This is a genomic window from Pseudomonas sp. SWRI179 (assembly GCF_014268705.1).
GTDB classification, from domain to species: domain Bacteria; phylum Pseudomonadota; class Gammaproteobacteria; order Pseudomonadales; family Pseudomonadaceae; genus Aquipseudomonas; species Aquipseudomonas zanjanensis.
Genome location: NZ_JABWRA010000012.1, coordinates 19,450 through 38,496 on the forward strand (window position 1 = coordinate 19,450; position 19,047 = coordinate 38,496).

Sequence of the window (19,047 nt, forward strand, 5' to 3'; positions counted from 1 at the left end):
TACGGTTGGAGCAAACGTAATTCCTGCTGGCTTTGCATGAGCTTTATGAATGAACCCTAGACGCCTGACGCCTTCGATGTCGCTGCTGGTTGCCTTTGAGGCCGCCGCGCGCCATTGCAGTTTCACCAAGGCAGCGGAAGAACTGGCATTGACCCAAAGCGCCGTCAGCCGGCAGGTACAAACCCTGGAGGCGCAACTTGAGATCGAACTCTTCCGCCGCGAAGGCCGAAAGATTGAATTGACCGCCGCTGGCGCGCTGTATCAGCACGAACTGGCGGCCGCGCTGGGACGGATTCGAAGCGCAACGTTGCAGGCCATCTCGTACAAGAACGACAGCGGCCCCTTGAACCTGGCCGTCCTGCCGACCCTCGGTTCCAAATGGCTGCTGCCGCGGATGCATGAGTTCTATGCCAAGCACCCGGACCTGCTGGTGCACATACATTCGCGGATCATCCGCGAGGACGTCCAATCCTCCACCCACGACATGAACGCAATCATCTGCGCAGGTTCGGGAGAGTGGCCCGGCTACATTGCCCATCCGTTGCTCACGGAAAAGCTGGTGGTGATTGCCAGCCCGACCGCATTGCCCGAGTACCGGGCCATGTCGCCGGCCAATGTTGCCGAGCATGCCTTGTTGAACGTCGTGTCGAGGCCCGGTGTCTGGTCGGATTGGTTTGACCAGCACAACGTCGATCACCGCACCATGCGCTCCGGCCCGAGCTTCGAACTCACCGCCCACCTTATCCAGGCCGTGGCGGCGGGGATCGGGATTGGGTTGGTTCCGCAAATCCTGGTGCAGGATGAACTGAAAAGCGGCGATCTGGTTGCGTTGTTCGAACCAATGGAAAGTGGGCGCAGCTATTACCTGGTCTACGCGACCCGATACCAGCATCTGCCCGCCTTGAAGGCCTTCAGTGCCTGGCTGCTCTCGTTGCCGTTTCCCGATAACTGAGTTCGGCCCTTCAGGGTTCAGGCTGATCCCCTGTGGGAGCAAAGCTTGCTCGCGAGGCGGCCTGACAGCCGACCTATTTCTCCGGCCATCCCCCCGATCCAACTGTGGGAGCGAGCCTGCTCGCGAAGACGGCCTGACCGCCGACATGTCTCTCCCGCCGTACCCATCCCACCCCGCATGACGCCAACTTATTGGCACAAAACCCAACCAACTAAAAATATATTAATACAGTGACAGATTCCCGACGCGCGGTACTGATGTGCCATTGCTGGGGACTTGAACCGAAGCTCATCATCCGCAGGCAATCACCGCTAAACGTTTGAGCCGCCGACCTGGGCTACAGGATGTATCACTCGCATCACGCAATGGAGCAACACCGAGATGATGACTGTCTATTTTGTTGTGATGACGATCTGCAGTGGCTACGAAGGCTGTGTCGATGAACGACAACCAGGGCCAACCTTTGCTTCCAAGGCAATGTGCATGGAGACGGCCAGAGTCATGGCGCCGCGCAAAGGGGTGAAGTTCAAGTGTCGCAAAGAACGTACATGGGTGGCCGATGGGGCACGGCCAGTAGAAGGTTACGACAAAGTTGTCACCACCAAGAGCCTCGGCCAACCTTAGCATTACGACTTTTCTCGCCGACAACACCCATCAGGTCCCAAGCATCTGCCACAACGACGCGCCCACTCCGGTAATGCTCTCCCCGGCAATCAACCCCGCCGCCGCGGTGATGGCGAAGCGTTCGGTGAGGTTCGGCCAGCGACAGCTCACCAGCCACGTCAGCACCGCGCCGAGGGCCATCATCAAGGACACCGAGGCCGGCAGGACGAAGGCCAGGCCCAGGGCCGCCGTGCTTGGCAGGTAGCGGGCCCGATGCGCCGGCAACAAGCTATCGAGAATCCCCAACGACACACCGACCAGACCGCCGATGAAGATCGCCCAGCGAATGCTCGCTGACAATGAATCCAGGCCCAGGGTCAGGGTCTGCGCCACGGCCTTCCAGGTGGCGACCGCCGGGGCCGGCCACTCTTCGGTGAGCAGCATGGTCTGCGGGTCCGGGATCAGCGCCAGGTAGGCCAACACGCCGACGATGCTGCCGATGAAAATCCCCAGGATCTGGGCGACCACCTGCTTGCGCGGCGTGGCGCCAATCGCCCGGCCGACCTTGAAGTCGTTCATCAAATCGGTGCACTGCCCGGCCGAACCACCGGCGGTGTTGGCGCTCATCAGGTTGATCGGTACCTGGCCCGGGGCGACGATGCCGAAGCTCAACTGGGACAACTGCCCAATGGCCCCGATCGGCGGAATGCCCGTGGCGCCGACCACCCGGGCTGCCACCGCCGCCAGGCAGATTGCCAAGGGAATGGTCAACAAGGCCATCCAGGCGTTAATGCCGAACAACAGCACTTGCAGGCTGACCACCAGGATGATCGACAGGGCGAAACCGGCCGCCGGCCCAGGCTTGGGGATCGTCCAGATCGCCCCGCCGCCCGCCTTGGTCGAGCGGTGCAATGCCCACAAGCGAATCGCCAGTGAGGCCAGGGTCGAGCAGACCATCAGGCTCACTCCCGGCCATAACAACCACTCAACCAGCGCCGCGAATTGCGGGCCGCTGCTACCGCTCGGCAGCTGCACCAGGCCTTGCTCCAGCAACCACGGCGCCAACCCGCCCCACGCCAGCAAGGCGCCGAGCAGCAGGGTCAGGCCCACGCGAATACCGATGATCCCGCCAAACCCCACCAACAGTAGCGAAGGGTCCGCGGTGAACGTCAGGCGTTCCAGTTGAGCGGTCGGAGACCAGCGCGGGATAGCCCACATGAACGTATCGACCGCCTTGACCAGCCCGGACAGCATCGCGGCGCTGAGCAGCACTTTCAAACGCGTCGCGGCTTCGTGGCCGTGGTTGTAGATGTGCAGCAACGTTTCCAGGGTCGCCATGCCTTCGGGAAATTTCAAAGCCTTGTCATTGAGCAGCGAGGGACGCAGGTACCAGGCAATCCAGATCCCGAGGAAACTCACCGAAAAGACCCAGGCCACCATGGGAATGGCCTCCAACTGCTGGCCCGTCAGCAAGGTGTAGGCCGGGATGGGCGCGACCAGCCCACCGGAAATGATCGACGCGGCGGCAGAGGCCACGGTCTGGTTGATGTTGCTTTCGTGCAGCGTCCAGGGCAAACGCCCCACCGATCGACTGGCCAAGCCCTGCCAGATGCCATAGCCGATCAGCAAGGCAATGATCGACATGTTGAACGACCAACCGATCTTCAACCCGGCGTAGACATTGGACGGTGTCAGCAGGATACCGAGGACAATCCCCGTACTGACCGCACGCAGACTGAGCTCGCGTTCGACGACGGCGTTCAAGGGGAAGGCGGATGAGGTTGAGTGCATGCGAGGTCCTTGTCGGCACTGGGGGCAGCCACCAGATTCAGGCTGATTCCCTGAGTGATGCGGTTTTACTTAGGGAAAACGATGAACCTGTGGCGAGGGAGCTTGCTCCCGCTGGAGTGCGAAGCGCTCACAAAAAAAGGGCCGCTGCGCAGCCCAGCGGGAGCAAGCTCCCTCGCCACGGTTTGTCTACAGCCTGAATTGAACAGCCCATACGGATCGCTTCAGCAAACGGGCACAGCCAGGATCACTTGAAGCGGCAGCTTAATAAGTGAACGCAGGATCGGCGCAAGGTTCACACGACGGAGGCAAACCCTGGCGAGCGTGCTCGCCAGGATCGTCCATCCAAGGGCGGGAAGTGAGGCGTGCCGCGAGCGCTGCCAACGGCCAGGCAACGCATCGCAGCCAAAGCAGTGTTCGACTTATTGCCGGCCCTCGCAGTTGATCATCCAGGCAATCCCGAAACGGTCTTCGAACATGCCAAAGCGTTCCGCCCAGAAGGTCTTCGCCAAGGGCATCTGCACTTGGCCGCCCGCGCTCAGGCCTTTGAACAGCCGCTCGGCCTCCTCCACACTGTCGACGTTGAGGGAAACCGACACCCCTTGTGGCTTGTTATACGGCTGGCCCGGCGGGCAATCGGAGGCCATCAGGCTGAAATGGCCCACGGTCAGGCAGGCGTGCATGATCAGGTCCGGGTCCTTGGGCATGCCGACGTCCTCAGGCGCCTCGGCAAAGGACATGGAAAACAGCTCGCCGCCAAGCACGTCCTTGTACAACGCAAAGGCTTCCTTGCAGCGACCGTTGAAAGTCAGGTAAGGGATGATTCTCATGGTGGGTCCTCCTGTCGGCAGCTTCACGATTGACTGGACAGCTGCGCCCGCAAGCGTGCTTCCTGCTCGCGCAACTCGGGGGTGAAGGTTTCGCCGAATTCCTCGAGTTCGAAGATCTGGCGGATTTCGATTTCACTGTCGCTGACCATCGGGTTCGGGCAACGCTTGACCCAGTCGATGGCCTCCTGCAACGACTGGACCTTGAAGATCCAGAAGCCGGCGATCAGCTCCTTGGTTTCGGCAAAGGGTCCGTCGACAACCGTCCGGTCCTTGCCGGAAAACTGCACGCGTACGCCCTCGACGCTGGGATGCAGGCCTTCACCGGCGAGCATCACCCCGGCCTTGACCAATTCTTCGTTGTAGGCGCCCATGGCCGCCAGCAGTTCTTCACTGGGCATTTCTCCGGCTTCCGACTCCGGACTGGCCTTGACGATCACCATAAATCGCATGCTCGTATCTCCTGAGAATGGATGGATCAAGCCGTCGGTGTGGCGGCTCTACGGACTAATCGAATGGCAATGGCCGAAATCGACAGGTCGACGCCTTTTTTTTCGATACGCCGTGAAGTTACGTCCGCTCAGGGATTCCATTGGAATCGATAGATGTCTCGATAACCATTGCTTGGGTCGTACAACAACTTCTTCCCGCCGTCGAAAGCGATATTGTCGGCATTGACCAAGTGAACCGGTGCCACGAAGCCACTCACCGGCTGGCCGGCCATCAGTCGGTTCAATTCATCGATCACCTGCCAGCCATGCACGTTGAGCGGTTCGGCCACGGTGACGGTCTGGTAGTTCTTTTCCTGGATGCGCAAGAACGCCGAAGCGCTGCCGTCACCGGCCGACAACAGGCTGATGCCATCGCGGGGGATCGCGGCGCTGGCCAAGGTCGCCACCGCGTAATCGAAATAGATATCGTTGATGGCCAGCGTGTGGGTCCAGCGCTTGCCATGGCGCTGCAGCAGCTGCGTGGTGATCGCCGGCATTTTCTCGCGACTTTCGGAGATTGCGACATCGCGCACTTCTAGCAACGAGCAGTCCCGACAGGCCCGAATCACGTTTTCCATGGCCTTGGCTTTCGCCATGGCAATGCTGTACCTGGAGTCGGTCAGGATGACCACGCCGGCTTTTCCGTTCGACTGCGCCACTGCCGCCATGGCCGTGATGCGAGCCACTTCGAGCGGATCGGTGGTGACGTTCATGGCCATCGGCGTACCGTCAATCGCCCCGGGCTTTTCCCCGGCGTGCCAGCCCACCACCGGCACGCCCTTGTCGGCGAAGACGGCCAGCGCCGCCTTGTTTTCAAGGGCATCGGCACCGCACAGAATGAGGCCATCGGGGTTCGCCGCCAGCGCATCGGCAAAGGCCTTTGCACGCCCGTCCGGGGACCCGGCGCCATCGAATACCCTCAGCGTCCACCCCATCGCCTTGGCGGCCTCGCGAGCACCTTGGGCAACACCGACAATACCGCCGTTGCGCATATCTTCTGCGACAATGGCAATGCTCTTGCCGCGCTGGGCGCGCGGACCGGTTTCAGGACCGCTCCAAGGCACGGCGCCGAGGGTGGCCTTGGCAACCATTTCCTGCGCTTGAGCCACTGTCACCGTGGCATCCGTTGCCGCTGGCAGGTTCTGGCCGTATCCGGGCGTTGCCGTGAAAAGGCAGAAAACCGTCATTGAAACTGTCTTGAGCAACCGGGACCTGGTCAAACAGGTTCGATCACCGCGTGTGGTGCCGGGTCTGGAGCCGATGGCGCGATCATAATGGGTCATGGCGTCTCTTTTTTTTGTGGAGGCAGTGTTCAGATTCAATGTCCGCAAGGATAGTCGCTTCTGTTGGCATCGGCCCGAAAGGGAAACGGCAAGTTTGTAACATCCCCCCAGCCCCGGGCCTCGCGAAGAGCAGCCCGACGCTGCAGCATGACTATGCTCTGGAAACAGTCACGTAACGGAGTGTCAGTCCCCATGACTTCAAATCTGGCCGATATTTATACCGATTACATCGCCTGCCTGAATGCGCAGGATTGGGACAACCTGGGCCTTTTTGTGCATCAGCAAGTGATTCACAACGCGAGACCATTAGGATTGCATGGCTATCGAAGCATGCTGGAAGCGGATTATCGGGACATCCCCGACTTGCGCTTTGAAGTCGAATGCCTGGTGGTCGACCCACCCCGGTTGGCGGCTCGCCTGGTATTCAATTGCACGCCGGCTGGGGAGTTCCTGGGGCTTGCGGTCAATGGCGCACGGGTCGCCTTCACGGAAAACGTCTTCTACGCGTTCGAGGACGGCAGGATCCGCGAGGTCTGGTCGATTATCGACAAGCAAGCGATCGAGGCTCAGCTCCCATCCATGTAGAGGAGTGCTCCAGCGCTGCCAGTTGCAACGCCCCGCGCATCGTACCCGTAGGCAACGGCATCGCGGAAAACCAAATCCAAGAAGCAATCGCGCTCGACATCCATTATTCGACGCACCCCGAAGTGAGGGACCTGTCGGGCGCATAGCCTGTGAGCCACTCTGGAGGAGATGGCGATGACACGCACCCGTTTTTTTGGAAAAACCGTATTGGCCTGCACGTTCATCCTGGCGATGATCGGTTGGGGGATCGGCTTCTACGGGCCGCCGATCTACATGCAAGCGGTCATGGAGCGCACGGGTTGGCCGATCGCCGAGGTCTCGACCGCCGTGACCGTGCACTTTCTCAGCGGCACGCTAGTCATCGCCAACCTGCCACGTCTTTATGCACGCTTCGGCATGCCCACCATCACCCTGCTGGGCAGCATCGTCCTGGGCATCGGTGTGAACACCTGGGCTCAAGCCAACCAGCTCTGGGTGTTGTATGCCGGCGCCGTCTGCTCGGGTATCGGTTGGGTGACATTGGGGGCCGCAGCCGTTAACACCCTGATCGCCCCGTGGTACGTCAAGGAAAGGCCCAAGGCTTTGGGCAAGGCCTACAACGGCGCCAGCCTGGGGGGCGTGATCTTTTCGCCGCTGTGGGTGTGGCTGATCGAGCGCTTCGGCTTTGCCGCGGCGGCGCTGGCGATCAGTGTCGTCGCCGTGCTGCTCATCGGCGCCTTCGCCTTCCTGGTCTTCAACAAAAGCCCACAAGGCTTGGGACAGCATCCCGACCACGCAGACCAGCCGGAACCGGTGCCGGCCAGCGCCAGCGCCGCGCCATGGACCGCCCTGCAGACGCTTAGGTCGGCCAGTTTCCGCAGCCTGGCGGCCGGCATGTCCCTGGGCCTGTTCGCCCAGATCGGCTTGGTCGCGCACCTGTATTCGATGCTGCTGGGACGCATGAGCGCCCATGACGCCTCGTTCGCCATGGGCCTGGCCACCGCCAGTGCGATGGGCGGGCGATACGTCGCCGCACGCCTGATGATCCAGGGTATGAACCGTCGGCAGCTGGCCTGTCTCGGGTATGCCATTCAGATGCTGGGCACACTGATGCTTCTGGGCCTGGGCCTGCACCCGACGGTGGCCTGGATAGCCGTGGTGCTGATCGGTTCGGGCATTGGCAATGCGACGTCCTTGCCGCCCCTGATTGCCCAGGTCGAGTTCAGCCGTGAACACACCGCCAGGGTGATCGCCCTGATGGTTGCGATCAGCCAGGCCACCTATGCCTTCGCCCCAGCCCTATTCGGCCTGTTGCGCGCCGTCTTCATCGATCCGAATCACGCCATCGTCGCCGTCGTGGCAGCAGCCGTCACCGTGCAGGTGCTCGCCATGGTGTCATTCTATCGGGGCGTATCCCCTCGCCCCTTCAAGAAAGCCGTTTGCTGACCCTATTCCCCCGGGGCGTTGGAGACCTGCACACCGGCATCAAGACCCACCTCTTATCACTTTTGCTTATCCGTCATCAGCACTATGAACAGCACCTGCCGAAAAACTCCTGGAGAATGCCCGCTTATCCATCAACCAGGTGAATCGACATGTCAGGCGAAAAATCGATAGCGAAACTGCTCAGCGGCATGCGCCCATCACTCAATGAAGGCGATTACGTTTTCTGCTGCGTCGCTGACCCGAACTTGGTCAAAGGCGAAGAGGTGCTTGGCAGCTTCCGCGAAAAAGAAGGCCTGACGGTGATCATCGAACGCAGCAGGGCCTTGGCCTTGGGGCTGGACTTCGACTACGTCGCCGCCTGGATCACCTTGACCGTCCATTCGGCCCTGGATGCCGTGGGCTTGACCGCAGCCTTCGCAACGGCCCTGGGAAAGGCCGGCATCAGTTGCAACGTCATCGCGGCTTACTACCACGACCATATCTTCGTCGGGCGGGAAGATGCGCAGCGGGCGATTGAGGTGTTGGAAGCGCTGGCTCGGTCGGGAGGTAGCGACGATTGCCGGTGATGCTTGTAAATCATGGCGGCTAACCTCTCATTGAATGTATGCGTTCGCGGAAGGATTGGCATACTATGCCAGCAATCCACAATCTGCTTGCCTGCTGCTGGAGCTATCATGGCCACCCGAAACGTTGTACTCACTCCTCACCAGGAGCAAGTTATTCATGACTTGGTCCAGTCCGGCCGTTATCAGAATGCCAGCGAAGTGATGCGAGAAGGTTTGCGCCTATTGGAGCAGCGTGTGGCCGAAGACGCCGCAAAAATCGAGGCCCTGCGTCAAGCGGCCTCGATCGGCATCATGGATCTTGAACACGGGCGTTTCACTCATCTGAGCGAAGAAGGCTTGGAACATTACTTGAATGAACTGAGCGTGGAAGCAGCGCTCCCGACAGGAGAGAAACACTGAGCATGTCTCAGTATCGGATTTCCAACGCGGCGCGGGCGACATTGTCGACATCCTCAGGCTCTCCCTGACGCAGTTCGGCGATCAAGCACGCCAGCGTTACCAGATTCTGATCCTCACTGCGCTGCAAGACATCGCCGGCATGCCCTCTCGGATTGGCAGCCAGGACCGTGATGAGCTAGCGCCGGGCCTTCGCAGTTACCACCTCATCTATTCCCGCCAGCAGGCCAAACATCCCTTCGGGACAGTCAAAAGCCCGCGCCATATCGTGTTCTACCGTGTGGCAAACGACGACGTCATCGAAGTCGTCAGACTCCTTCATGATGCCATGGAGGCGCAGTTGCATCTTCCCAACGGTTGATTCAGATGCTCCACCTACGCCCACCCCTCAAGCCGCAACGTCGCCCGCACCAGGCGTTGTTCTTCGTTTTCGATTTCCTTGAGGTGTTCGCAGATGCCCTGGATGTGGGCGATGGCGGCCTTGCGCGCCTGCTCCGGCAGGCGACCGGTCACGGCGTTGTAGAGCCGGGCGTGTTGGCGGTCGATCTGACGCTTCTGCGGTTCTCGGTGGTAGAGGTTGTTGACCGAGGCAAACACTGAAGTGAGCAACAAGTCCGTCAGCGAACGCAAGGTTTGCACCAGCACCGGATTGTGTGAAGCCTCGCAGATCGCCAAGTGAAACGCATGGTCGAGCCGGGCCTGGGCGCTGGCTTCCAGGGACCGGTCGTGGGCATCGAGCAAGGCCTCGTAGCTGCGGGTGATAAGGACGAAATCCGCCTCGGTCCCGCGCAACGCCGCCAGACGCGCGGACTCGCCCTCCAGCAGGCTGCGGACCTCGAACAAGTCATAAAGCGTGCGTGGCTGTGAGCTGAACAGGTGCATCAGCGGCGAGGCCAAGCCGTGCCCGGACAGGTCTGCCACGAATGAGCCCTTGCCTTGCTCGGTCTTGATGATCCCGCGCGCGCGTAGCAGCTTCAGTCCCTCGCGAAGGGCGGTGCGCGAGACGCCAAGTTTTTCCGTCAGCCGCCGCTCCGAAGGCAACAACTGCCCGGTCTTGAGCACGCCGTCGACGATCAGGCGCTCGATGCGTTCACAGACCACGTCGGCGACCTGCGGGTTACGGCTGGTTTCTGCGCTGTCCATTGAATCTCCAACTGGTATGACCAGCTTCGGAACAGGGTTTACGCCCATCAACCCCACTCAATAAATCATTGTTTATTAAATAATTTATTCGACCGACAAAAACAACCTGATGAATAAACTGGTTCGACCAGCCCAACAGCCCATAGACAGTAGAACGCCCCGGGCCAATGATGCAAGTCAGCCGTATCGGAACAGACCTCTCATAAAAACAACTGAGTGTCGGCCACGAACCATGAACATTCTCTACGATGAACGTGTCGACGGCGCCCTGCCTGACGTCGATAAAAACGCGCTGCTACAGGCCCTGCAAGCCCAGCTGCCGGACCTGGAAATCCTGCATCAGCGCGAAGCACTCAAGCCGTACGAATGCGACGGGCTCTCCGCTTACCGCACCACGCCCATGCTGGTGGTGCTGCCGCGCCATGTCGACGAGGTCCAGGGCGTGCTGCGGCTCTGCCACGAGCGCAAAGTGCCTGTCGTCGCCCGTGGCGCGGGCACCGGTTTGTCCGGCGGTGCGCTGCCGTTGGAGAAAGGCGTGTTGCTGGTAATGGCGCGTTTCAACAACATCCTGCACATCGACCCCGCCGCCCGTACCGCGCGGGTTCAACCGGGCGTGCGCAACCTGGCGATTTCCCAGGCGGCCGCGCCGTTCGGCTTGTACTACGCGCCGGACCCTTCCTCGCAGATCGCCTGTTCCATCGGCGGCAATGTCGCGGAGAACGCCGGTGGCGTGCATTGCCTCAAGTACGGGCTGACCGTGCACAACCTGCTCAAGGTCGACATCCTCACCGTCGACGGCGAACACCTGACGCTGGGCTCCCAGGCTCTCGACTCGCCCGGGTTCGATCTGCTGGCATTGTTCACCGGTTCCGAAGGCATGCTCGGGGTGATCACCGAGGTCACGGTCAAGCTGTTGCCTAAACCGCAAACGGCCAAAGTGCTGCTGGCGGCCTTTGATTGCGTTGAAAAGGCCGGGCGCGCCGTGGGTGACATCATTGCCGCCGGCATCATCCCGGGCGGCCTGGAAATGATGGACAACCTGGCCATTCGCGCCGCCGAAGACTTCATCCATGCCGGCTACCCAGTGGACGCCGAAGCCATTCTGTTGTGTGAACTCGACGGCGTGGAGGCCGACGTCCACGACGACTGCAGCCGCGTGCGCCAGGTATTGGAACAGGCCGGCGCCACCGAAGTACGCCAGGCTCGCGACGAGGCCGAGCGCGTGCGTTTCTGGGCCGGACGCAAGAATGCGTTTCCGGCGGTGGGCCGCCTCTCGCCGGATTACTACTGCATGGACGGGACGATCCCGCGCCGGGAGCTGCCCGGTGTGCTGCGCGCCATTGCGGCGTTATCGGCCGAGTATGGCCTGCGGGTCGCCAACGTTTTCCACGCCGGCGACGGCAACATGCATCCGCTGATCCTGTTCGATGCCAATCAACCGGGCGAGCTCGATCGCGCCGAAGCCTTGGGCGGCAAGATTCTTGAGTTGTGCGTGGAGGTTCGCGGCAGCATCACCGGTGAGCACGGTGTCGGCCGCGAGAAAATCAACCAGATGTGCGCGCAATTCAACAGCGATGAGCTGACCATGTTCCATGCCGTCAAAGCCGCGTTCGATCCGAGCGGGCTGCTCAACCCCGGCAAGAACATTCCGACGCTGCATCGCTGCGCCGAGTTTGGCGCCATGCACGTTCATATGGGTCAGTTGCCCTTCCCCGACCTGGAGCGTTTCTGATGGGCAGCGAACAGGATTTCGACGCCAGCGCAGCGCTGCTGGAACAGGTCAACCAGGCGCTGGAGAACGCCACCCCGCTGCGTATCCAGGGCGCCAACAGCAAGGCATTTCTTGGCCGTAGCGTGACAGGTGAAATACTCGACACCCGCTCGCACCGGGGCATTGTCAGCTACGACCCGACTGAATTGGTGATCACCGCTCGCTGTGGCACGCCATTGGCAGAATTGTCCGAAGTGCTCGACGCGTCGCAGCAGATGCTGCCTTGCGAACCGCCCGCCTTCGGTGAAAACGCCACCGTCGGCGGCATGATTGCCTGCGGACTCTCAGGGCCACGGCGTCCCTGGTCAGGCTCGGTGCGCGACTTCATCCTCGGCACACGGGTCATCACGGGACAAGGCAAGCACTTGCGCTTCGGCGGCGAGGTCATGAAGAACGTCGCCGGCTACGATCTGTCGCGCCTGATGGCCGGCAGCTATGGCTCGCTTGGCGTGGTGACCGAGGTGTCCCTCAAGGTCCTGCCAAAACCGCGACAGACCTTGAGCATCAGCCTGGAGATGGACGCCGCCCGGGCCTTGTTGCGCCTGGCGGAATGGGGCCAGCAACCGCTGCCGATCAGCGCCGCGTGTCACGATGGCCAACGCCTGCACCTCAGGCTCGAAGGCGGCGAAGGCTCGGTGGCGGCGGCCCACGACCGTTTGGGCGGCGAACGGCTGGACTCTGCGTACTGGCAAGACCTCAACGAACATCGGTTGAGTTTCTTCGATGAGGACCTGCCTCTTTGGCGCCTCTCGCTGCCCCATGACACGCCTCGTCTGCCCCTGCCGGGCGTGCAATTGATCGATTGGGGCGGCGCCCAGCGTTGGCTCAAATCCGCGGCCGAAGCGACCTTCATTCGCTCGGTCGTGGAGAACGTCGGCGGGCATGCGACCTGCTACACCCCTGGCCTGATCGACAGCCCCTTCCAACCGCTGCCCGACGCCCTGATGCGCTATCACCGGAACTTGAAGCGACAACTCGATCCACGGGGCCTGTTCAACCCAGGGCGCCTGTACGCGGAGCTTTGAACCATGCAGACCACTTTGAGTGACGACGCCCGCCAGCTACCCCGCGCCGAAGAAGCCGAGCGCATTCTGCGCAGTTGCGTGCACTGCGGTTTCTGCAATGCCACCTGCCCGACCTATCAACTGCTGGGTGATGAACTGGATGGCCCGAGGGGCCGCATCTACCTGATCAAGCAGGTGCTGGAAGGCAACGAGGTCACGCACAAAACCCAGCAACATCTGGATCGTTGCCTGTCCTGCCGCAATTGTGAAACCACCTGTCCTTCCGGCGTCGACTACCACAACTTGCTGGACATCGGCCGGGCGGTGGTCGATGCGGCAGTGCCGCGCCCGCTCGGCCAGCGTCTGTTGCGCGAGGGGTTGCGCGGCGTGCTGCCCAATCCCGGGCTGTTCAAAGCGCTGGTGCGCAGTGGCCAGGTGTTCCGCGCGGTGCTGCCCAGCACACTGCAAGTCAAGTTGCCGCGCAACGTGCATCCGGCGAAGCCACGACCAACCACCCGTCATGCCCGGCAAGTGCTCATGCTCGAAGGCTGCGTGCAACCGAGCCTGTCGCCCAATACCAATGCGGCGGCTGCACGGGTACTGGATCGGTTGGGGATCAGCGTCACCGCGATTGACGAGGCCGGTTGTTGCGGTGCGCTGGACTATCACCTGAACGCCCAGGCCACCGGCCTCGACCGTGCCCGCCGCAACATCGACGCCTGGTGGCCGCGCATTGAAGGCGGTGCCGAGGCCATCGTGCAAACCGCCAGCGGCTGCGGTGCCTTCATCAAGGATTATGGTCATCTGCTCAGCAGCGATCCGGCGTATGCCGACAAGGCCGCAAAAGTCAGCGCCCTGGCCAAGGACCTGGTTGAGGTACTGCGCGGCGAACCGCTGGATAAGCTCGGTGTACACGGCGACCAGCGCCTGGCCGTTCACTGCCCCTGCACATTGCAGCATGGGCAAAAACTCGAGGGCGCGGTCGAAGCGATCCTGGAGACGCTCGGATTCAACCTGACGCCGGTGCCCGACAGCCACCTGTGCTGCGGCTCGGCGGGCACTTATTCACTGACCCAACCCGAACTGGCTCGGCAACTGCGGGACAACAAGCTCAATGCCCTGGAAAGCGGACGCCCCGACGTCATCGTCACCGCCAATATCGGCTGCCAGTCCCACCTCGACGGTGCTGGGCGAACCCCTGTCAGGCACTGGATCGAACTGGTCGAAGCCGCGCTGCCTTGACCGACAAAATCGGAGGGGCCTCAAATCGCCTTGGCATGCCTGGGTAATGCCATGGAAATCAGCGCAGCCAGCAATACGAAGGCGCTCGAGATCCACAAGCACATTTCCAGACCGTGCATCTGATAGACCCAGCCGGAGAGTACGGTGCCAATCAGTCGTCCCAGGGCGTTGGACATGTAGTAGAAACCCACGTCCAGCGACACGCCGTCTTCCTTGGCATAGGACACGATCAGGTAGCTGTGCAGGGAGGAATTCACCGCGAACAGCACGCCAAAGACCATGAGGCCGCCGAGCAGTACCGTCTGTGGCGACCACCCGTTGCCGAGCCCAAGGGCAATCAAGGCTGGCAGGCCCGCCAGGGCAAGGGCCCACCCAAAGGCAGCACGACCATCCGGCACATGCCCGTTTTTCTTGCCGGTGATGTTGGGGGCGAAGGATTGCACGATGCCGTAGCCCATCACCCAGGCCGCCAGGAAGCCACCGACCTTCCAGAAATCCCACCCAAAGACGCTGCTCAAGTACACCGGCAACGCCACCACGAACCAGACATCCCGGGCACCAAACAGGAACATCCGCGCCGCCGAAAGAATGTTGATTGCCCGGCTTTTGGACAACAGATCCCGAAACCTGGGCTTGGCTTTGGCCTTGCCCAGGTCCTTCTTCAACAACATCAAACTACCGGCCCAGATCAGCGTCAGGACAGCCGCCATGGCCAGCAACGCACCTTTGAAACCGACCAAGGCCAGCAAGGCGCCGCCAAGAAAGAAGCCGACGCCCTTGAGAGCATTCTTCGAGCCGGTGAGGATCGCCACCCACTTGTAGAGCTTGCCCTGCTGCCCATCGGGGACCAGTAGCTTGATCGAGCTCTTGGCACTCATCTTGTTCAGGTCCTTGGCGATCCCCGACAGCGCCTGGGCCCCCATCACCCAAGGGATGGTCAGCCAGGCCAGCGGAACCGTGAGCATCAACAGCGCCGCGACCTGGAGGCCCAGCCCGATGTTCATGGTCCGGTTCAGCCCCAATCGAGCGCCCAGATAACCACCCACCAGGTTGGTGATCACGCCAAAGATCTCGTAGAACAGAAACAACGCGGCGATTTGCAGTGGGCTGTAGCCCAACGCGTGAAAATGCAGCACCACCAACATGCGCAGGGCGCCGTCGGTGAGAGTGAAGGCCCAGTAGTTGCCCGTCACGAGCAGGTACTGCCGCACGTGTGGCGCGAGGGCTGAGAAGGCTTTCATGGCCGCTCCTCAGACGGCCAGACCGACCAGCCTGGCCAGCTCGACGGTGCGGTTGGCATAACCCCATTCATTGTCATACCAGGCATAGAGTTTGACCTGGGTGCCATTGATGACCATGGTCGACAGCGCATCGATGATCGATGAGCGCGGGTCGGTGCGGTAGTCGATGGACACCAGCGGACGCTCCTCGAAACCGAGGATGTCTTTCAGTTCGTTCAGGGAGGCATCCTTGAGCAGCTGATTCACCTCTTCGACGGTCGTGGCCCGCTCGACTTCAAAGACGCAGTCCGTCAGCGAAGCATTGGCCAGCGGCACGCGCACCGCGTGACCGTTCAGGCGTCCACGCAGCTCCGGGAAGATCTCGGCGATGGCCGTGGCCGAGCCGGTGCTGGTGGGAATCAGGCTCATCCCCGAAGCACGGGCACGACGCAGATCCTTGTGCGGCTGATCGAGGATGCTTTGGGTGTTGGTCAGGTCATGGATGGTGGTAATCGAGCCGTGGCGAATGCCGAGTTTTTCGTGGATAACTTTCACCACCGGCGCCAAACAGTTGGTGGTGCACGAAGCTGCGGTGACGATGCGGTGCAACGCAGGATCGAACAGGTGTTGGTTGACGCCCATGACAACGTTCAAGGCGCCCTGCTCTTTCACTGGAGCGCAGACCACTACACGCTTGACGCCCTGATCCAGGTAAGCCTGCAACACGGCCACGGTTTTCATCTTGCCACTGGCTTCGATCACCAGGTCGCAGCCCGACCAATCGGTGTCGGCGATCGCTTTGTTGGACGTTACCTTGATGCGCTTATTGTCGATAACGACGCTGTCGCCCTCGGCGCTGGCTTCATTGTTCCAACGACCATGCACCGAGTCGAAGTTGATCAAGTGCGCATGGGTCGCCGCATCACCTGCCGGATCGTTGATCTGCACGAATTCAAACTCTGGCCAGCTCCACGCTGCTCGCAGAGCGAGGCGACCGATCCGACCAAAACCATTGATGCCTACTTTGATAGTCATGTTGTTGTGCTCTGTCTCTGTTGTCAGCGGGGGGGTGCCTGGCACGGGTTGGCGTGGCCATTGCCACCTTCGGCGTGCCGTTCGGAGGCGATACCAAGCGACCTAGTTTGCACAGCACATGACGGCCCGTTCAGGACGATCACCCATTTCATCGAGGCGCTTGGCATCAAGGCTTAACCAATGCCTGTTACTTTCGAGCGTAGTGGCCAGCACGTGGTGAACCCAATCAGGCAGGTTCGGGTGCAGCCGGTAATAAACCCATTGGCCCTGTCGACGGTCCGAAAGCAGACCACACGTGCGCAACTGAGCCAGGTGCCTGGAGATCTTTGGCTGGCTCTCGTTCAACGCGCAGGTCAGTTCGCAAACACAAAGCTCCCCTTCTGCGGTGATGAGCAGCATCGTGCGGACACGGGTTTCATCCGCCAGGCATTTGAAAACGGTGGTGGGTGTCAGAGGGTTAGCCATATCGATCTCAGCGTTCGGTTTTTACCTGGACGAACGTCTTGATGCGCTCATGAATGCCATGGAGCGTACAAGCTGCATATTCGATTTGGCGAATATATGGTTTTCCGAATGCAAGGTAAACAAGCAGCCGCCAATTCATCCGACTTGAGCCGGTAATACGCAGTCATCAAATCGACAAATGCCCTGACCTTGGCGGGCCGGTTCCGAGCATGGAGGTCTAGCGAAATGTCAGCAGCCGACGCTCGCTGACTTCGAGGACGCTAAGCGGCAGGCCATGCCTGAACCACTGGCAGTACGACATTCGGCTCAAGCCGGATTGGAAACAGCCAGCTTGAGCCCAAACGCGACAAAAACACCGCCCGTGAGCCGATCAAGGGCCTTCAGGGCCGCCGGGCGTTTCAGGAAATTGCTCAGTGGCACCGTCGCCGCCACCAGAATGCCGAACCAGGCCAACGTCAACAACACATGTAACGCCGCAAGGAAGAAGGAGTAACTGGCCACGCTCGCGCCACTCGGGACAAACTGTGGCAGGAACGTGATGTAGAACACACCTATCTTGGGGTTCAGCAGGTTCGTCAATAAACCGCGGATAAAGGCGTCACGCGCAGAGCCAGCCACGCTCTCGCTCCCCTGCCCTTGCAGCGTTGTCCTGGGCCGCAGCAGCAGTTTGACGCCCAACCAGACGAGATAAGCTGCGCCGACAATTTTCAGCGCAAGGTAAGCCCACTCCGAAGCGTGCAACAGGGCGCCGAGCCCCAGTGACACCGCGGCGCCCCACACCAGGCAGCCGAGCACGATACCGAGGGAAGCCATCGCCGCCGAACGTCGACCGCCAGTTGCGGTAGCGCGAAGCACCATGGCGGTGTCCACGCCGGGGGTCACCGTGAGCACTGACGCAGCGGCGATGAAGGCAAGCAGCAGGGGTAGGTCGCTCATTTGGATGTCCATGGCAGTCGGCAGCCGGTCCGGCTACCCACTCTAATGAGCCACTTGGAGTCTGGTCAAACGGTCCGTGTATCCATCACACCGCCGCAGCCGCACCAACCCTTGAACGCCAGGCAAAAGCCAACACCATCAACAGCCCCAGGCCAGCCACTGCCGCTCCGGCCAGGGAAATCGCGGGATACCCCAACCCCGCATTGATCACCGCACCGCCGAGCGCCGCGCCAATCGCGTTACCTAAGTTGAAGGCACCGATATTCACGGCCGAGGCCAGGTTAGGCGCGTCCTTGGCGGCTTCCATCACGCGCATTTGCAGTGGCGGCACCAGGGCAAAACTGGCGATACCCCAGATCAAGATGGCAACCGCAGCAGGCAGCGGCCAACGCATCAATACGGTGAAGGCCAGCAAGACGAGGATCAGCACGCTCAGCGAAACGATCAAGGTGCGGTCTATCGAGCGATCCGCGGCCTTGCCGCCCCACATATTGCCCAACGTCAGCCCCACACCGAACAGCACCAGCATGGCGGTGATGAAAGGGGTGGATGCATGAGTCTCGCTGCTCAGGATCGCAGCGATGTAAGTGAAGACGGTGAACATCGCACCTGAGCCAACGACGGTCAGGGCCAACGCCCCCAGCACCGGACCACGACTCAATACTCGGATTTCGGCTAGCACACCGTTGCTTTTCGGCGCCGGCACATTGGGCAGGGCGAACCTCAACGCGGCCATCGCCACTACACCCAGGCCAGTAATCCCCCAGAATGCGCTGCGCCAGCCGAACAGTTCGCCAAACCAGGCGGCCAGCGGCACGCCGCCGATAGTCGCCAGGGTCAGGCCCATGAACATGGCCGCGACCGCGCCGGCACGCTTGTCCGGGGCGACCACGCTGGCGGCGACGATGGAACCCACGCCAAAGAACGCGCCATGGTTCAGTGAGGTCACCACCCTGGCGACCATCAGGCTGTAGTAATCGGTCGCCAGCGCTGACATCAGGTTACCCAGGGTGAAAATCGCCATGAGTCCGATGAGCAGATAGCGCCGGGGAATCCGCCCGGTGGTCAGGGTCATCAGCGGCGCGCCGAGCAGTACGCCAAGGGCGTAAGCACTGACCAACAGGCCCGCGGCGGGAATGGAAACGCCGAGATCGGCAGCGATGCCCGGCAACATGCCCATGGGGGCGAACTCGGTTACGCCGATGCCAAAGGCACCCATGGCGAGTGCGATAAGTGGTGGATTGATACGCATTGGAAGGCTCCTCATCTATGCCGCAAATGCTACGATCCAGCCTTTCCAGGCGGTAGATGGCAT

At 61.2% G+C, this 19,047-nt stretch carries 18 protein-coding genes and 1 pseudogene; 9 read left to right on the top strand and 10 right to left on the bottom strand.

What is annotated here, in order from left to right; all coding sequences use genetic code 11:
* The first annotated feature begins 49 nt into the window (after positions 1-49).
* On the top strand, positions 50-952 hold the full coding sequence (locus HU767_RS09085; RefSeq protein ID WP_186706258.1) for a LysR substrate-binding domain-containing protein: 903 nt from the start codon (positions 50-52) through the stop codon (positions 950-952).
* Between the two features lie 654 nt (positions 953-1,606).
* Here HU767_RS09085 and HU767_RS09090 read toward each other — a convergent pair.
* From HU767_RS09090 to HU767_RS09105, 4 genes are all read right to left on the bottom strand, one after another.
* A complete protein-coding gene (locus tag HU767_RS09090; RefSeq protein ID WP_186729342.1) occupies positions 1,607-3,346 on the bottom strand; it encodes an OPT family oligopeptide transporter in 1,740 nt (579 codons plus the stop codon).
* A 419-nt stretch (positions 3,347-3,765) separates the two neighbouring features.
* Entirely contained in the window at positions 3,766-4,173 is a 408-nt protein-coding gene (locus HU767_RS09095; RefSeq protein ID WP_186729343.1) for a VOC family protein, read from the bottom strand.
* 23 nt (positions 4,174-4,196) lie between these two features.
* Positions 4,197-4,622, bottom strand: a complete 426-nt coding sequence (locus HU767_RS09100) for a YciI family protein (RefSeq protein ID WP_186706254.1) — start codon at positions 4,620-4,622, stop codon at positions 4,197-4,199.
* Positions 4,623-4,750: 128 nt separating this feature from the next.
* Positions 4,751-5,770: a substrate-binding domain-containing protein gene (locus HU767_RS09105; RefSeq protein WP_186706275.1), complete on the bottom strand. Its 1,020-nt coding sequence runs from the start codon at positions 5,768-5,770 to the stop codon at positions 4,751-4,753.
* Positions 5,771-6,136: 366 nt separating this feature from the next.
* On the opposite strand from HU767_RS09105, the gene HU767_RS09110 reads away from it, so the two are divergent.
* The 5 genes and pseudogenes from HU767_RS09110 (at position 6,137) to HU767_RS09130 (ending at position 9,277) form a co-directional block, all read left to right on the top strand.
* Positions 6,137-6,529: an ester cyclase gene (locus HU767_RS09110; protein ID WP_186706253.1), complete on the top strand. Its 393-nt coding sequence runs from the start codon at positions 6,137-6,139 to the stop codon at positions 6,527-6,529.
* 174 nt (positions 6,530-6,703) lie between these two features.
* Positions 6,704-7,954 (top strand): MFS transporter, encoded by a 1,251-nt coding sequence (locus tag HU767_RS09115; protein WP_186706252.1) that lies wholly within the window; start codon positions 6,704-6,706, stop codon positions 7,952-7,954.
* A 149-nt stretch (positions 7,955-8,103) separates the two neighbouring features.
* Positions 8,104-8,520 carry an ACT domain-containing protein gene (locus tag HU767_RS09120; RefSeq protein ID WP_186729344.1) on the top strand — a complete coding sequence of 139 codons (417 nt, stop codon included), beginning with the start codon at positions 8,104-8,106 and terminating at the stop codon, positions 8,518-8,520.
* A 108-nt stretch (positions 8,521-8,628) separates the two neighbouring features.
* On the top strand, positions 8,629-8,919 hold the full coding sequence (locus HU767_RS09125) for a type II toxin-antitoxin system ParD family antitoxin (RefSeq protein ID WP_186729345.1): 291 nt from the start codon (positions 8,629-8,631) through the stop codon (positions 8,917-8,919).
* 2 nt (positions 8,920-8,921) lie between these two features.
* Positions 8,922-9,277 (top strand): annotated as a pseudogene (locus HU767_RS09130) (type II toxin-antitoxin system RelE/ParE family toxin).
* A gap of 14 nt (positions 9,278-9,291) precedes the next feature.
* Here the strand turns inward: HU767_RS09130 and glcC are convergent.
* Positions 9,292-10,059, bottom strand: a complete 768-nt coding sequence (gene glcC, locus HU767_RS09135) for a transcriptional regulator GlcC (RefSeq protein ID WP_186729346.1) — start codon at positions 10,057-10,059, stop codon at positions 9,292-9,294.
* Positions 10,060-10,291: 232 nt separating this feature from the next.
* Between glcC and glcD the strand changes: the two genes are divergently transcribed.
* Genes glcD through glcF form a run of 3 tightly spaced genes read left to right on the top strand, consistent with a single transcriptional unit; the run spans position 10,292 to position 14,076 of the window.
* The gene (glcD, locus tag HU767_RS09140) at positions 10,292-11,791 is read left to right on the top strand and encodes a glycolate oxidase subunit GlcD (RefSeq protein ID WP_186729347.1); all 1,500 of its coding nucleotides are present in this window, start codon (positions 10,292-10,294) and stop codon (positions 11,789-11,791) included.
* Positions 11,791-12,855: a glycolate oxidase subunit GlcE gene (gene glcE, locus HU767_RS09145; protein ID WP_186729348.1), complete on the top strand. Its 1,065-nt coding sequence runs from the start codon at positions 11,791-11,793 to the stop codon at positions 12,853-12,855. The genes glcD and glcE overlap by 1 nt, the downstream gene beginning before the upstream one ends.
* Positions 12,856-12,858: 3 nt before the next feature.
* The gene (gene glcF / locus HU767_RS09150) at positions 12,859-14,076 is read left to right on the top strand and encodes a glycolate oxidase subunit GlcF (RefSeq protein ID WP_186729349.1); all 1,218 of its coding nucleotides are present in this window, start codon (positions 12,859-12,861) and stop codon (positions 14,074-14,076) included.
* 20 nt (positions 14,077-14,096) lie between these two features.
* Here glcF and arsJ read toward each other — a convergent pair whose 3' ends face one another.
* The 5 genes from arsJ to HU767_RS09175 all read right to left on the bottom strand — a co-directional run bounded on the left by arsJ (position 14,097) and on the right by HU767_RS09175 (position 18,984).
* Entirely contained in the window at positions 14,097-15,317 is a 1,221-nt protein-coding gene (gene arsJ / locus HU767_RS09155; protein ID WP_186729350.1) for an organoarsenical effux MFS transporter ArsJ, read from the bottom strand.
* Between the two features lie 9 nt (positions 15,318-15,326).
* Positions 15,327-16,331 carry an ArsJ-associated glyceraldehyde-3-phosphate dehydrogenase gene (locus tag HU767_RS09160; protein WP_186729351.1) on the bottom strand — a complete coding sequence of 335 codons (1,005 nt, stop codon included), beginning with the start codon at positions 16,329-16,331 and terminating at the stop codon, positions 15,327-15,329.
* A 102-nt stretch (positions 16,332-16,433) separates the two neighbouring features.
* Positions 16,434-16,796, bottom strand: a complete 363-nt coding sequence (locus tag HU767_RS09165; protein WP_186706242.1) for a metalloregulator ArsR/SmtB family transcription factor — start codon at positions 16,794-16,796, stop codon at positions 16,434-16,436.
* Positions 16,797-17,102: 306 nt separating this feature from the next.
* Entirely contained in the window at positions 17,103-17,732 is a 630-nt protein-coding gene (locus HU767_RS09170) for a LysE family translocator (RefSeq protein ID WP_186729352.1), read from the bottom strand.
* 85 nt (positions 17,733-17,817) lie between these two features.
* Positions 17,818-18,984 carry an MFS transporter gene (locus tag HU767_RS09175; protein ID WP_186729353.1) on the bottom strand — a complete coding sequence of 389 codons (1,167 nt, stop codon included), beginning with the start codon at positions 18,982-18,984 and terminating at the stop codon, positions 17,818-17,820.
* Positions 18,985-19,047 lie beyond the last annotated feature (63 nt).